This is a genomic window from Pseudoalteromonas amylolytica (assembly GCF_001854605.1).
Classification (GTDB): domain Bacteria; phylum Pseudomonadota; class Gammaproteobacteria; order Enterobacterales; family Alteromonadaceae; genus Pseudoalteromonas; species Pseudoalteromonas amylolytica.
Map to the genome: position 1 here is coordinate 1 of NZ_MKJU01000005.1, position 14,653 is coordinate 14,653.

Sequence of the window (14,653 nt, forward strand, 5' to 3'; positions counted from 1 at the left end):
CCCCCTCATCTGCCCAGTTGTAATTGAAATTGATAGGTTTATCAGGAGGCATTTAAATTTTTTCTGAACAAATGAGATGATCACGTGCGTTAATTAACTGCGTTGATTTGATACCCGACCATATCTAACCATCAAACCCACTCGTTAATTTTGATCCAATATTTAGATCCTCTGGAATGTCTCCAACGCTCCGCGTTAATCTGGCGCTAAGTTCCGACGAACGGCAAACCGCCAGTACGTAATATTTGAATCAATTATTACGTTCCAGCCAAAGTTTTACGTAATTCCATTTCCCATAATTCGGTTTATGTTACGGGCCTATCACAACGTTCGTTGCTCAGGTGCAGTCTGCGCTACGCTATTTTGCAGACTGCAAAACCACAAACGCCCCGCTAGTTTGATATTTTAGCGGGGCGCTTTCTCAACATAATGCCGTGATTCAATTATGGGATATATAGCATCATTTTTAGACTATCGTATAGAGCCGTTTTCAATCATCGCTTGACCGCATTATTGCGTATTCTATAATTAACTCAATGTTGTTCCTTGTTCGGATTGTCTAGTTGTTCAAATCATTTCTGTGTCTTATCGCCTTAGCTGTTGCTTTTAATTGCTTCCCAAGTTCAGCTACGAATAAAGATTATGAATATCAACTCACTCGAGCTCAATATTTTTTGCGTTCGGACCCTAAGCAAGCACTCAATATTTTGGGTAGTATTGAGGATGTTACAAAATTAACAGACGAACAACAGATTTCTTATTACGTACTTAAAATGCGTTTATCGCTTATTCTAAACAAGTTAGATGACGTTGAGCCAAATATCGAACAGCTTTTTGTTCATGATGGACAGCCGGAGTTTGTAAATCGGCTCGTGAGCATTTTAAGTGGTACTGGAATTTGGTTGAGGAAGCTTGATTATCTTGATGCGGCGCAGCACACTTTTTCTTGTGCGTTAAAACACGCCAGTAAGTCTTCTCAACGGATTTCCCTTTTAATCAGCAGCGCTATCGTTGCACGATACCAGCACCAGTTTGAATTGGCTAAAGCACTTTATAAGGAAGCTGCAGACATTGCCAAACGCCGAGATGATCAAAGAGGTTTAGCGACCATCGAAAATAACCTAGGCGCTATATCACTAGATCAAAAAGACTTTGCTAAGGCAAATGAACATTTTCGTAATGCGCTGGCTGGATTCCAAGTGGTACACAATCACTCAGGTCACATAAACTCAGGGATAAACTTATTGTTAACCTTTGTGCTTCAGGAGCAATACCTTAACTATCAAAGATTATACTCGCGTATAGCGCAACTCTCTGATGAATACCCAGATGATTCTAAGAAAGCTTATTTACTTTGGGTCAATTCAGCCTATTACCATCGACAAGGCGTGAGCCCAGATCCAATGACAAAGAAAAAGCTTATGGAAGCGTTCGAGCAGTTGGCTGGCGTCCAATTACAGCGACTCATTGACAAACACTTAGCTAGGCCAATGGGAATCGAATTGGTGCTAGCTCCTCCAGCCGAGGCTAAAGCACTAACGAATAAGCCTTGGTTTGATAAGGTGGCACGTTGTAATTGGTAATATAGGCTCACTCACCGCGCTAATAATTCTGATAACACAATATTGTTGTTGTTGTCTCGACTGCTTCTGATGATTTCATCATGATTAAACTTCAAGCCAGATTTTAGAAGTCGGTCATACAGTATCACATTAACCGTCGCTGCCAAGTTCATACACCCTTGAGTCGGAACATAGATCACATCTTGGCATAGCTTAAGCGTTTCTTTGTCTAAAGAGCCATCTTCTGGTCCGAACATATAAAAAGCGCTTTTAGGATGCTTATATTCTGTGAGCGGTTTGGCCCCTTCAATCAGTTCAATAGCGACAGGCTTTGCACCCAATGGCAAAACAGAACTAAGGGAATCCGTACCAATCAAAGGAATGTTTTGGTAGACCTTTTTTGTGTCAGTCGTAAATTTTCGCGCGTTTTCAAAACGTTTCCCAGTATAAAATACAGAATTCACACCATAACACCCCGCTGCTCGCATAACAGCACCAACATTGCTAGGGCTCTTCGGGTTAGTCAACCCTATACACGCAAATCCACTATCAAACATTTTTTATCTCGCCACACCGATTACTGCAACGCGAATCTACAGCAATAAAGCCAAAAGATCTAGGGGAATACGCTTGCTTATAAAGCTATGCTAAAATAGCGGCAATATACCAAATGCGAAGTACAGCTAAATAAATTTATGAATAATGACACTTTTTGGCAGATTATCGAATCGGTACACCATGAAAACGATGTCAACCAAGCACTCAGAACAGCCCTGTCACCTCTGCAAACAAAAGACATCGCTCAGTTCGATGAGTTATACACACAAAATCTAAGAAAACTTTGGCACTGGGATAACTGGGCATTTGCCTATGTAATTTGTGGCTGTAACAGTGAATATGACTTTTTAGATTTTTGTAACTGGTTAATATTACAAGGTAAAAATAATATTGAATTGTTTGTTAAAGACCCAGAAGCGCTGGCAGAATACCCACATATGCCATACCAAGACAACCTCCCTGCTCCTTACTGCGACGAGCTAGATTTAGTCGCGGGCTTGCTTTATGAAGATCTCACTGGCGAGGAGTTACCCTATCATAACGTCGTTAATTTTCAGCCACAGGGGAAAAAATTTAAAAATAAGCCCAAATTATTAAAGGCCCAATTTCCAAAACTGTTTGAAAAATTCTGGCAAAAAAAGTAAAAACGGCGCCATCACGATTTTCTACAACTAAGGTGTATTTTGTTTTATTCTCATCAAATTGACGGATGGCTTCAAATACTTGGCCCAGCAAATAAGTTTGTTCTGGGTAAATAATTACAGGCTCAAGCTCAAAGCCACCATCATGATCGAATAGACATATTTTACATAGCCTGAGCAAGTAAATGCAGCAGTTGCCTGTGCTTATACAGCAAACATGAATACGCCTGCTGTAACCATTTTGATATAGTTTCTCATCTCTTTTCCTTAGCGCTACTATTAACAGTCTGGCACCAATTCAGTGCCAGACAAATCTGCGATAAAGAGATGAACTATTCCTTCATGTAATATTACAGAGTAATTAATGTTCGAGGATAATACGCAACATACGACGTAGCGGTTCAGCTGCTCCCCATAATAGCTGATCGCCTACCGTAAAGGCGCTAATGTATTCTGGGCCCATACTTAGTTTTCTAATACGCCCAACAGGAATTGACAAGGTGCCGGTAACATTCACTGGTGTCAGCTCCTGTGCTGTTTGCTCTCTATCATTTGGAATGACCTTAACCCACTCATTATGAGACGCCAAAATACGTTCGATCTCATCAACCGGTAAGTCAGCTTTAAGTTTGATTGTCATCGCCTGAGAGTGACAGCGCATCGCACCAATTCTCACACACAGGCCATCGATAGGAATAGGAGACTTTAATGAACCTAAAATTTTGTTGGCTTCCACTTGAGCCTTCCATTCTTCTTTTGACTGACCCGACTCCATTGGCACGTCAATCCATGGGATCAAACTGCCCGCCAGTGGTACACCAAATTGGTCGGTCGGTAAGTCCTCAGACTTAATTTTGTTCGCTACGATTTTATCAATTTCAAGAATGGCAGAACCTGGGTCTGCTAGCTGCTGTGCAACAGATGCGTGAATTTCCCCCATTTGCGTGATCAATTCTCGCATATTGCGCGCACCAGCACCCGATGCCGCTTGGTAAGTCATGGGACTTACCCATTCAATCAAGTCTTTTTCGAACAACCCACCTAATGCCAGTAACATCAAAGAGACTGTACAGTTGCCACCTACAAAGGTTTTAACCCCCTGCTCTAACCCTTGTGTGATTACATCATTATTTACCGGGTCCAAAATAATGATACTTTCTTGCGCCATGCGTAGCGCTGATGCGGCGTCTATCCAATAACCGTTCCAACCTGACTCACGCAATGCTGGATAAACAGACTTAGTGTAATCGCCCCCCTGACATGAAATTATAATCTCCATTTCAGATAAGGCGTTTACATCATTGGCATCTAGCAAAGGTTTTGCATCGCCGGCAAAATCAGGGCCTAGTTGCCCCGTTTGTGATGTTGTAAAGAAATATGAATCAACTTTTGAAAAGTCATTTTCTTCTAACATTCTGTGCATTAACACAGAGCCAACCATACCACGCCAACCAACGAGTCCCACTTTCTTCATATTTTGTTTACCTTACTTTAAAAATTAATAGACATTGCGTGAGTCTAGACGTCCAAAATAACAAATAAGTTGAGTTTCGACTAGCCATAATTTGCGAATATTTTGCCACTATTTAACTTTCAGAATTGATGAGTACTTAAGATGAACGACTAGGTCGCTCAGAGCAAAGTAGCATCAGGATTCAAATCATAAAATCGGCTATCTATTGGAATTATCTTGTTAGGAAGACTAATGCAGGGACAATCTAATTGACTCTCATCTTATTATTCATAATAAGCTGATATCTATTAATATATTCTTAAATGGAATGGTCTGACATAAAAAACCCCGCAAAGCGGGGTTTGGATACAACATGTAAAGGTTGTCCTAATCTGATGTTCACAACATCAATTCAGAACTCGGTTCCAGGTTGTTTTATAATTATTTGTTATAACCTTTTAGATTCGGTGCACTTTAAAGCATAAAGATGACAGATTTATTAAACAACTGACATTTATACTTAAATTTTTATGTTAAGCGCTAGTTCACTTAACGTTATGACATTATTCTACGTCACATGTCATATTTTGGCAATGTAATCTAATTATTTTTTATGAGGGATAAAAAAGCCAAGGTGTGAACCTTGGCTTCAAATTTACAGTAACAAGTTCGTTTGATTAGAATTCGTAGCTGTAGTTTATACTCACAGACGTACCGACTTCTTTTTGACGAACAATGATGTCTGACTGAGTTACCTCTTGTTCTTCATCTAGTAAGTTTTTGATTTTAAACTTAACTTTTGAGTTGAAATCGGGGTACCACGTATACACTAAATCCAGTGAATGGAATGGCTGTTCAAATGCATCTTCACGGCCACCAATACCCGATGCGAGAATACGCTCACCAAATACGTTGTAAACTAATGAGCCACTGTGTTGACCATCCGCAGAATCATAACCAAGCTGTAAGTTTACTACATACTTAGAATGACCAGTCATGCGTTTGGTTGGGTTCGTTAAGTTACCCGCAAAGGCAGGATCAATAGACACTTCTGAGTCACTTAAGGTAATGTTACCCGACGTAAAAATACCGCTCACAACACTCGAAAGGTCAAATAGCCACTCTGTTTCTATACCATAGACTTCACCTTCAATACCGTTAACGAATGATGCGGTGTAATCTTCATCTCCTACGCGAAGTACAGTTTCAATCGGATTTGTAATGTCCTTATAGAACGCACCAACCGAGAAGTTATCGCCGTTGTCCATGTAGTATTCAAAGCGTGCATCGTAATTTTCTAAGTCGCTACTTTTAAGCCCAGGTGTACCAAACGTTTTAATATCTGTTAGCGGGTCAAAGTAAGCAACAGCAACCAACTCTCGTAAGTCTGGGCGCACCACAGTTTCACCATAACTAAATCGAACTTGATAGTTATTTTCAGCCAAATAAGTCAGAGCAAGCGATCTAAATATATCGTCCTGATTTACAGTTCCTTCCTGAATTTTTTCTTCTGAATAATAGATGCCTTGTGTTACTCGGTCGAAAATCAAACTAGAGGTACCAATAGAAACCTGTTTGAAATCTTCGTATCGTAGACCACCGCTTAGACGCCATGTGTTATCGAAGAACATATCAAATTCAAAATACCCAGCATCTATTTTCTGTGCAGCGATATAATCATCTGCACTTGGCGCTGTTGGCTCGTTAAACGACAAGAAGAAATCGTTGTTACCGATAAACTCGTCGGTTAGGTAGGAAGATAAACCCAATATACTGTTTTCGTCACCATTAACAGGGATTGGAATGCCAGTTTCATTGTTTATTGCAAAGCTTGATGTGTTATAAACACGGGCTCGATCGAGAAAGTCATAACCCGCTTTTAAAGTGACCTCGATACCTTCAAATGTAAGAGGTAGCGTTAAGTTGCCACTTGCCGATTTAACGTTATCTACCATGTTCGTGAATGAGTAAACCGCTCGGTTATCATCACCCGTCACGATAGAATTTTTGTAATTACCATTATCAAAAGTATCAATAAACTTATAATCAATATTGGTTGGTATACGCGTTTCTGCTTCTGATTCCGTGTACTGCCAATCTGCACCAAGCCCCATCCAATCCAAGAAGGTATGCTGGCCAATAAATTGGTCTACATCAAGTACGCGCTCTTCATAATTAAAACTATGGAAACGCTGCGCTTGGTCTGAACCCACTATCGTTCTTACAGTACTGCCGTTTGGACTTTGCAAAATTGCTAAGCTAAGTTCATCTTCGTTGTCTTCAAGGTATATTTTTGAGTAATTTACGCTGTGCTGATCGAGTTTATAGCCTAAGCTGAATATTCCGCTAATACGCTCATTTTCAGTCGTGACTTTAGAATCTTTTACGGTGATATAACAACTATTGTTAACGTCATCTTCCGTTACCAACTCTGTGCTACAACCGTCGGATATTTCATCATCAACCACAGCTGTCTTACGCTCAGAATACGACCAATCATTGTCATATGATACAGCTAGCATCACTCCGATATCGCCGCCAAAGTAACCTTCTTCAAAGCTATTACCAATCGTCGCTTTGATGTCGTAATTAGGGTCCAACGACTCTTTAGTTACGACTAAATCACGAGGTAATGACAAAGTGAAAGATTTATTGATAGCTGCGGCTTGTTCGGCTCGGTTCATCGTATCTGTATCGACAATGTTATCTTTGTCAACGATAGAGCTTAGACTAAAGTCACCTCTATAACGTAATACCGCGGCGTGAAGCGCATCGGGTTGTCCGTTGCTTGGTCGTGAATATGTATACCCTTCATCCGCATTGGAATTCATGCCAACACCAACTTCAATATTAGCGACAAACTCTGTAGGTACCGACTTGGTCCGAATGTCGATATTACCGCCACCAAACGCTGCTGGCATTGAAGGTGAATACGCCTTTTGAACCGCCAGACTTTCAATGATACTAGACGGGAAAATATCCAAAGGCACAACGTTACGCGTCAAATCGGGACTGGGTACTGACGCCCCGTTGAGTCTGGCACTTGAGTATCGCTCACCCAAACCACGTACATATACGAATTTACCATCTACCAAGGTCAAACCTGTCACACGTCGAAGCGCTGAAGCGGCATCACTATCACCTGTGCGGGATAGCTGCTCCGCGCCCATAATGTCGGCAACAAACGCTTGGTTTTTGCGCTCTTCGATGACCGCTGCTGCACTGCCTTGTAAACGTGTGCCAACCGCAACGACTTCTTCGATTGCTTGATCTTCAACCGCTAAACTTGGCACTGATGCACCTACAACGATTGCGGCGCTCACTGCCAAAGCAATTCTTTTTAATTTCATTTGAGTATTCATTTGCAATCCTGCCAAAAATCATAAAAAAGGCGCAATAGCTGCGCCTACTTCGTGATAAACAATTTAAATCACAAAAGATTACTGGTTTTTAGTCGCAGCGATTGCTTTTTGTACCCACTTATACCAGTCACTAGTTGTATCTTTATCAGATACAGCACCGATATAGTCTACTTGGTCAAAGAAGCTCAAATCTAAGCCGCTTAAGTTGTTTGCCTGAATCGTGATTTCAGTTGACGCTGTGTTTGTAGAGAAACCGTCAGCAGCCAATACACCTTCAGCACTGTTTAGTATCTGGCTAGACGCATTGTTAACAAACCACTCAGACTTAGAGCCGCCACTTTTGAACTGCTCGCCATTTTTGTAGTGGTTCACACAAGCAAGTACTGAGTTGTTGAAATTAAGCGTGTCGTTCTTTGCAGCTTCTTCCGCGTCATCTTTGAACTCAACACATGCAGTGTTGTTGTCAGCAACCGCTTTAACTAATAGCGCATTGTAGTACTGACCTTGGATGGCATCATCAAATTTAACAGCTTGAGATGCGCCGTTGTCACGGATAGACTTACCATCAGTGGTAACAACCGTTACGTTAGCAATTGTTGGGTTCGATGCTGGCGCTTCGCTGTACTCTTCTCCGCCATTTTTCTCACCATCGGTTTCAAAACCGTTGTTACCCATGAAACCTTCTGAACCTGCAGGAATGGTTACTAATTCATCATCATCGTTGGTATATGTAACATCTTTCTTAGTTTTAACAGTACCGTGTTGCACATAAATAAACTGTGCGTTGCCTTGCCACCCTGCATCGATGTCGATTGAGTCATCCTGAGTATCAGTTACAACGATATGCTTGATGTTTGCAGCACCACCAAAGAACTCGATGCCATCATCAAAGCCTTGGTGAATATGAAGGTAGTCAAAGGTAGAGCCAGAACCTACAGCATTTAAAGTCAGCGAGTTTAAGTCGTCGCCATCACCGCCTTCACGTGGGCCTGAACCTGCATACCAAATGTTGGCAAATTTGATAGTACCACTGCTGTCTGCATTGTTTTTACCACCAAAGTGGCTAGTGATACCTTCTGATGTTGCATTACAAGTATTTGCCGCACGTTCTGCGTTTGTACACTGGTTAGTTAAACCAAAGCCGTTGATGATGATACCACCCCAGTCAGCAAATTGAGGGCCGGTCTCGGCAATATCAAATTCTGAGAAAACGTTTGCTGAAGTAAATGTAATTGGCGCGTCAGCTGTACCAACGGCGTTAATTTTGGCACCACGACCGATACGAATAATAGCTTCACCAGATCTAAAAGCTAGCGTAGCGCCAGCTTCAACATTAAGCGTTGGGCCATTAGTATCGATGGTACAGTTTTGGGTGGTGTTACAGTCTTTACCCATTTGGATTGCGCCATCAAATACGTGCGCGCCACCATTTTCTAATGCAGCAAAAGTAATATCGTCTTCGATCTCTAACGTTTTACCCGCAAAGTCAGTACCGTATACACAGTGCGGTGCTACAAATTCGCCTTGTACTTCATTACCTGCAACAGTACGTTTTGTACATGGATTGTCTTTACCGCCTGGATCTGGTGTAGGGTCAGTAGGGTCAGTAGGATTACCTGAATTGTTCGTTGTGTTATTTGAATTATTTACGCTGTTATCATTAACCGTTGGCGTCACTTTAATATCACCACCACAACCAGCCAATACTAATGCTGAAGCAACAAGGCTTACCTTGAATAACCCAGAAAGTTTCATCTTTATCTCCAAAAAAATATAATAATTATAAGCGCATAAAAAGCTTGGATATAAAGTAACTAGTTTGTATTACAGATGGGTTACACTTTATAGAAACAAAAGTGACAATTTAATAAATTGAAATAAAAAAACCGCCCGAAGGCGGCTTTGGTGTTGCGATTATAAAATCATAATAAGGCTTGTTTTAAAGTTTCACTGTGAAGCTTTTCTTTTTTCACATATTTGATCCATTGCTTAGCGATATTTTCAGACTTTTTATGTTTTTCAGCCTGCTCAAATGCCAATATTGATGCATCAAAGTTTTGCAAGTTATACTGTGCCATACCAAGTGCTACGTAAGCATTTGATTCGAAGGTTAACCCTCCTTTATCTAATGCTAAACGCGCAGCGTCTGCGGCTTCATCATACATTTCAAGCGTGATGTAGACCTCCGCAAGCCTTTGCTCATAGTTTCCGTGCTCTACTTGCTCGCTTGCTTTTTCAAAGTAGCTGATTGCTTTGTTATTTTCTTTGGCCTGGACTAAAGACTCAGCTATAAAAACTTGATTTTTCGGGTTATCTTCTACAACTCCTGACAGCAACCCCTGCTCCATAAGCTTGGCTGCTTTATAAGACAAGCCGTTATACATGTAAACTTGTGCTAGCTGCATAATTTGAGAACGAGTTTTAACAAAACCTTGCTGTTTTGCAGCTTCAAAAATTGCCAGCTGCTTTTTCTCTTCACCTATTTCGCCATACATCCCTGCAAGCTGAACCCAATAGTCTGGTTTATTAAAAAGCTTAACCATTTTTTCAAGCGTCTTTGTCACTTCGATTGGTTGATTAAGAGAGTAATATAATGCACGTTGCAATACTAACCAATTCTCTTTTGGGATACCGTTATCAGCTTCAGTAACATTAATCACTGTATTTATGTATTTTAATGCTTCTTGGTAATTCTTTAATTGATAATTAGCTTGAGATCTTAACACATAATAATTATCAGGTATGGTTTTAGTATTTATAGAATCCCACTGCTCTAAATACTTTATAACCTTGTTATATTCAGAATTAGCCATCGCAAGCTGGGCTAAGCTAAAGGTTGTAGATAATCGTAATGATTCAGGAATTTCTTCCTCAGCAACCACGCTCTCAAATGCAGCGATTGCTTTATCAAGCTGGTTTTCGTTGTAATATATAAAACCATAAAAGTTATACATCATCGCAATTTCATAAGAGTTCATGCTAGATGATCGGTCTTTAATGCTATCTAACGCCTCTAAGCCTGCTTTGACGTCACCGTCATCAGCTAACTTCTGAGCTCTAGCAAGCTGGCTGTATACCTTTTCTCTAAGCGCTGGTACACGCTTTGTTTTGGTTTCTGCATATGCAGTACTTACACTGACGTACGGCGTAAGCGAGACGATTGATGGCGCAACAGCTACCGCCACGAACAGCGCACTATTTATCGTAATTCGTTTTATATTAATCATAATCGCACCTATATCTTTCCATTAACCGTTTATCTGGAAGGAAATCTTGTTCTGAACACCAGCGACTTCAACCGCTTCGCCGTTAACTACTCGAGGCTTGTATTTAAATTTAAGTGCAGCATCAAGCGCAGCTCTATCAAAAATAGCTTCAGGTTCGGCCGTCACTACTTTTGGATCTCTCACTGTGCCTTGCTTGGTTACCACAAATTCAACGATGACATACCCTTCTATACCTCGGGATAAAGCGCGACGCGGATATACAGGTGCAACTTTAACGATTGGCAAATATTCACCATCACTAGATTCAAGCGCTAACCCCCCTGCTAAGTCGACTTCGGCTTCAACATTTGCACTAAAGTCAAAGTCTCCACCTGCAGCATCTAAGTCATTGCTTTGCATTTGCGGTGAGTCCATCGGTGGTGGCGGCTCTTTAGGTGTGGGTGGTTTTTGTGGCTTACGTTCTTTCTTTTGCACCGTTTCTTCTTTTTTCAAACGGACAAAATCCAGCACGTTACCTTTTACTGGTTCTGTCATAGCTCCTTCTCCACCTTGAATTAGCGCCTGCATACCCAAGAACAAGAAGAAAGTAACAACGCCAGCAATTATCAGTGCTATCAAATAACGCATATTGCTACCTATGATTCCTGTGCCGCAATTGAAACATCAAATGCACCTGCCGCCCTCGACGCATCCATCACCTTGATAAGCATTTCTGTGGTTGCCTTTTTGTCTGCTTGGATAACAACACTGCCTTGCGGGTTTTCAGCCTTCAAACGCTCAATATTTGCCTGCACTGCTCGAACATCTACCTGACGCTTGTTGATCCAAATTTCACCTTTATCAGAAATCGCAACCAAGATATTTGCGCGCTGCTTCTTTACAGCAGTTGCTGCTTCTGGTCGGTTAACATCTATTCCCGCTTCTTTGACGAAAGATGCGGTAACGATAAAGAATATCAGCATGATAAAAACCACGTCCAACATAGGCGTCATATTGATTTCTTCTGCTTCTTCTTCTTGAAAAACTTTCGCTAATGGAGCTCTCATAATTCTTTCCTCTGCTCATTCGACCTAGTGGTCAAGTAACATTTTGTCTTCTAACAGTTCTACTTCACGCTTCGTTTTACGCTGTAAATAGGTCGATGCGAACACCCCAGACAGAGCGCCAACCATGCCAGCCATTGTTGGGATTGTGGCCTTTGACACCCCTGATGCCATAGAGCGCGCGCTTCCTGTTCCAGTAATCGCCATCACATCAAATACCTCAATCATGCCGGTTACCGTTCCTAATAAGCCCAGTAAAGGGCACAATGCAACCATTACGTTTATGTATGGTAGATTCGCGTTGAGACGAATACCTGCGCGAGAGATCTGGGCTTGGCGAATTTGCTCAGCGTTCCAACTGTTTCTTTCGTCTCTTGCTTTCCAAAGTGTCAGCAACTCATTTTTGTACGTCTTATATCGTCCGAAAACGAACATAAACCTTTCGAGGATCAGCAACCACATCGCAAAGATGATTAGGCCGATGACCAGCAGAACCTGGCCACCTGTGTCTAAAAACTCTCGTAGCGCATTGATTGCTTCAATCAATAGCACCACGATTACGCTCCTTTTTCACTGCGCTCTGCGATAATACCCGCGCTTTGCTCTTGTAAAATCAACAGTAAATTGCGCGAACGTGTATTCAAGATTGTGTATAGAAATACGGTAGGGATAGCGACCACAAGACCTAACACAGTGGTTACCAGTGCTTGAGAAATACCACCTGCCATTAGTTTCGGGTCACCCGTACCAAACAAGGTGATTGCTTGGAAGGTATTAATCATACCCGTTACTGTACCAAGTAGACCTAGCAATGGGGCAACCACTGAAATTATCTTAATTAATGTCAGGTTGCGGGTAATCTTTGGCATTTCACGTAAGATAGCTTCACTTAGTTTTAATTCCAACGTGTCATACGCCACATCAGGATACTGATCTTTTACTTTCATAACGCGGCCCAATGGATTGTCATCACGTGCCGTGGTGTCTTTAAGCTGGCGATTAATTTTCGCGCCCATGAGCATCAGGGAAATAAAGCGTTCAAGGGCGATTAATAGCGCCAACACACCGACACCTAGAATCACGTAACCAACCGCACCACCTTGATGAACCTGCTCTTCTGTATTTGGTGCTTGAACAAGTAGGCCAAGAATTGAACCGCCCGTTGGGTCAAGGGCAAAGTCAACAACACCATTGCTTGCATTTTGTAGATCAGTAGCCGTGGCGGTGAAACGAGACACTGGCTGACGAGTTAGTTCAGACAATGTGTTGGTCGTTGGGTTGTATGATAAGTATTTACCATCTGAGATCAGGTTAAAAGCGCCCACTCTTAACACTTCTTTATTGACCTTTTCGCCACCAGCAACGATAACTTCTGTGTTGAATCGCGAAACTTTACCCTGCTCTGTCATTTCACGTTGCAGTTCATACCACACTTTTTCGATGTCTTCGATTGACGCCAGACGAGAAGTTGACCCCATTTTCTGTGCCATTTCATCCATAAAGTCGCTACGGCCAGGGATTTGCGCCGACACTACTGACGTTTGAAACTTCGTGCTTGAATCTCCTGCAACCTGTTGTAGCACACCAAAAAGCTCTTTGAGTGAGCCCATACGCTTAGACAGGGTATCGGTTAGGTTTTGTAATTTGATTTCATTTTCTTCAAATTGTGTTTCTAAACGCTCAGAACGGGCTAACTCACCATTACGCTTTTGTGTAAGTGCGTTTAACATGGCAATTTGTTGATCCTGCTTGGCTTTAAACTCAGCTTCTCGTACTTGGTTTTGTTGAGTTTGAGCTACTTGACCTTGTTCAAGAGTTTTTAGCAGCGAATCTAAATCCAATGCTTGTTCAGCCATTGCTGAAGTAGACAATGCGAATGTTGCAGCCAAGATGGCCTTTTGACTAAATTGCTTAATAAATTTCATCTTGAACCTCTTACTCTGAAGCGTGTACTGGAAGCGTTAACATGTCTGGGGCTAGTTGCTTGCGCGCTATACGAAGCCCTTTGTTGATTTGGCTGATACTGGTGTCATCAAGCGCAACAAATTTCTTGCTTTCTTGGTTCCAGCTACCGGCTAGCGAGCCATCTCTTGTTACGTACAGTAATTCCATACGGCCGATGCGAAGAAAATCGACCTCTCGTTCTTTACCATCTATGTCGAGTAAAGCGGTATAAGCTTCAATAGTACGGCCATAGTCAACTTCAACTTGATATGCTTCAAGTACACGACGAAACTTTTCACTTGATGTAACATCCGCACGTTCCATCATTTCCTTTATTGATGCGATACGCGCTTGGCGTTCTTTTGGTAAAAATGGGATGTCCAGCGCCACAAACTGCTCGAGGCCGGTGATCATTCTTAGCATTAAAGGTGTGATTTGGCGTTCAATAACCGAAACCTGATCCATAGAAGCATTAATTGCGTTCATCTCATCAAGCTGATTACTGATTTGCTTGTCTAATTGCGCGTTGTAAACCGCCAGACCATCAATTTCTTTATTGAGAGTTTTGAACTTTTGTAAACGCGACTGCATTGAGTCAGCTATCGAATCGATCTTTGTTTGAGTTTTCTGTGCAGATTCATTAATTGCACTACTTTTATCGATGACCTGGTTTAAGTCATTGGCTTGAACGCTGGTCGCTGTTGCAAGTAAACCTGCTAATAACAGGGGGTTAACGCACTTCATCGCATACACCTTAAGTTTTGCTAGTAATTAAATTGGGTGCAGTTTAAGGGGGTTTAATTACAAACGTGTTGCGCAAAAAATACAGAAAAATGACAACTGTAATAATTGATACTTCTTGA

12 protein-coding genes are annotated in these 14,653 nt (G+C 41.6%); 2 read left to right on the top strand and 10 right to left on the bottom strand.

Features of this window, described 5'->3' with window-relative positions; all coding sequences use genetic code 11:
• Positions 1-563: 563 nt before the first annotated feature.
• Positions 564-1,583 carry a tetratricopeptide repeat protein gene (locus tag BET10_RS00700; protein ID WP_070982904.1) on the top strand — a complete coding sequence of 340 codons (1,020 nt, stop codon included), beginning with the start codon at positions 564-566 and terminating at the stop codon, positions 1,581-1,583.
• Positions 1,584-1,594: 11 nt separating this feature from the next.
• Here BET10_RS00700 and BET10_RS00705 read toward each other — a convergent pair whose 3' ends face one another.
• Positions 1,595-2,119: an RNA methyltransferase gene (locus BET10_RS00705; protein WP_070982905.1), complete on the bottom strand. Its 525-nt coding sequence runs from the start codon at positions 2,117-2,119 to the stop codon at positions 1,595-1,597.
• Between the two features lie 138 nt (positions 2,120-2,257).
• Here BET10_RS00705 and BET10_RS00710 point away from each other — a divergent pair, with 138 nt between their 5' ends.
• A complete protein-coding gene (locus BET10_RS00710; protein WP_070982906.1) occupies positions 2,258-2,764 on the top strand; it encodes a DUF4240 domain-containing protein in 507 nt (168 codons plus the stop codon).
• A 358-nt stretch (positions 2,765-3,122) separates the two neighbouring features.
• Here the strand turns inward: BET10_RS00710 and asd are convergent, their stop codons facing one another.
• From asd to BET10_RS00755, 9 genes are all read right to left on the bottom strand, one after another.
• Positions 3,123-4,235: an aspartate-semialdehyde dehydrogenase gene (gene asd, locus BET10_RS00715; protein WP_070982907.1), complete on the bottom strand. Its 1,113-nt coding sequence runs from the start codon at positions 4,233-4,235 to the stop codon at positions 3,123-3,125.
• A 656-nt stretch (positions 4,236-4,891) separates the two neighbouring features.
• Positions 4,892-7,576, bottom strand: a complete 2,685-nt coding sequence (locus tag BET10_RS00720; protein WP_070982908.1) for a TonB-dependent receptor domain-containing protein — start codon at positions 7,574-7,576, stop codon at positions 4,892-4,894.
• 78 nt (positions 7,577-7,654) lie between these two features.
• Entirely contained in the window at positions 7,655-9,331 is a 1,677-nt protein-coding gene (locus tag BET10_RS00725; protein WP_070982909.1) for a hypothetical protein, read from the bottom strand.
• A gap of 167 nt (positions 9,332-9,498) precedes the next feature.
• The gene (locus BET10_RS00730; RefSeq protein ID WP_070982910.1) at positions 9,499-10,803 is read right to left on the bottom strand and encodes a tetratricopeptide repeat protein; all 1,305 of its coding nucleotides are present in this window, start codon (positions 10,801-10,803) and stop codon (positions 9,499-9,501) included.
• Positions 10,804-10,824: 21 nt separating this feature from the next.
• Positions 10,825-11,430 carry an energy transducer TonB gene (locus BET10_RS00735; protein WP_070982911.1) on the bottom strand — a complete coding sequence of 202 codons (606 nt, stop codon included), beginning with the start codon at positions 11,428-11,430 and terminating at the stop codon, positions 10,825-10,827.
• An 8-nt stretch (positions 11,431-11,438) separates the two neighbouring features.
• Positions 11,439-11,849: an ExbD/TolR family protein gene (locus BET10_RS00740; protein ID WP_070982912.1), complete on the bottom strand. Its 411-nt coding sequence runs from the start codon at positions 11,847-11,849 to the stop codon at positions 11,439-11,441.
• A 24-nt stretch (positions 11,850-11,873) separates the two neighbouring features.
• Positions 11,874-12,401 (bottom strand): MotA/TolQ/ExbB proton channel family protein, encoded by a 528-nt coding sequence (locus BET10_RS00745; protein WP_070982913.1) that lies wholly within the window; start codon positions 12,399-12,401, stop codon positions 11,874-11,876.
• Positions 12,402-12,403: 2 nt separating this feature from the next.
• On the bottom strand, positions 12,404-13,771 hold the full coding sequence (locus tag BET10_RS00750) for a MotA/TolQ/ExbB proton channel family protein (RefSeq protein WP_070982914.1): 1,368 nt from the start codon (positions 13,769-13,771) through the stop codon (positions 12,404-12,406).
• Positions 13,772-13,781: 10 nt separating this feature from the next.
• The gene (locus tag BET10_RS00755) at positions 13,782-14,534 is read right to left on the bottom strand and encodes a DUF3450 domain-containing protein (protein ID WP_070982915.1); all 753 of its coding nucleotides are present in this window, start codon (positions 14,532-14,534) and stop codon (positions 13,782-13,784) included.
• Between the last annotated feature and the right edge of the window lie 119 nt (positions 14,535-14,653).

Excerpts from the sequence above, each read along its gene's own strand:
- BET10_RS00705 (WP_070982905.1), bottom strand. The coding sequence starts at position 2,119 with ATGTTTGATAGTGGATTTGCGTGTATAGGGTTGACTAACCCGAAGAGC.
- BET10_RS00710 (WP_070982906.1), top strand. The coding sequence starts at position 2,258 with ATGAATAATGACACTTTTTGGCAGATTATCGAATCGGTACACCATGAA.
- asd (WP_070982907.1), bottom strand. The coding sequence starts at position 4,235 with ATGAAGAAAGTGGGACTCGTTGGTTGGCGTGGTATGGTTGGCTCTGTG.
- BET10_RS00720 (WP_070982908.1), bottom strand. The coding sequence starts at position 7,576 with ATGAATACTCAAATGAAATTAAAAAGAATTGCTTTGGCAGTGAGCGCC.
- BET10_RS00725 (WP_070982909.1), bottom strand. The coding sequence starts at position 9,331 with ATGAAACTTTCTGGGTTATTCAAGGTAAGCCTTGTTGCTTCAGCATTA.
- BET10_RS00730 (WP_070982910.1), bottom strand. The coding sequence starts at position 10,803 with ATGATTAATATAAAACGAATTACGATAAATAGTGCGCTGTTCGTGGCG.
- BET10_RS00735 (WP_070982911.1), bottom strand. The coding sequence starts at position 11,430 with ATGCGTTATTTGATAGCACTGATAATTGCTGGCGTTGTTACTTTCTTC.
- BET10_RS00740 (WP_070982912.1), bottom strand. The coding sequence starts at position 11,849 with ATGAGAGCTCCATTAGCGAAAGTTTTTCAAGAAGAAGAAGCAGAAGAA.
- BET10_RS00750 (WP_070982914.1), bottom strand. The coding sequence starts at position 13,771 with ATGAAATTTATTAAGCAATTTAGTCAAAAGGCCATCTTGGCTGCAACA.
- BET10_RS00755 (WP_070982915.1), bottom strand. The coding sequence starts at position 14,534 with ATGAAGTGCGTTAACCCCCTGTTATTAGCAGGTTTACTTGCAACAGCG.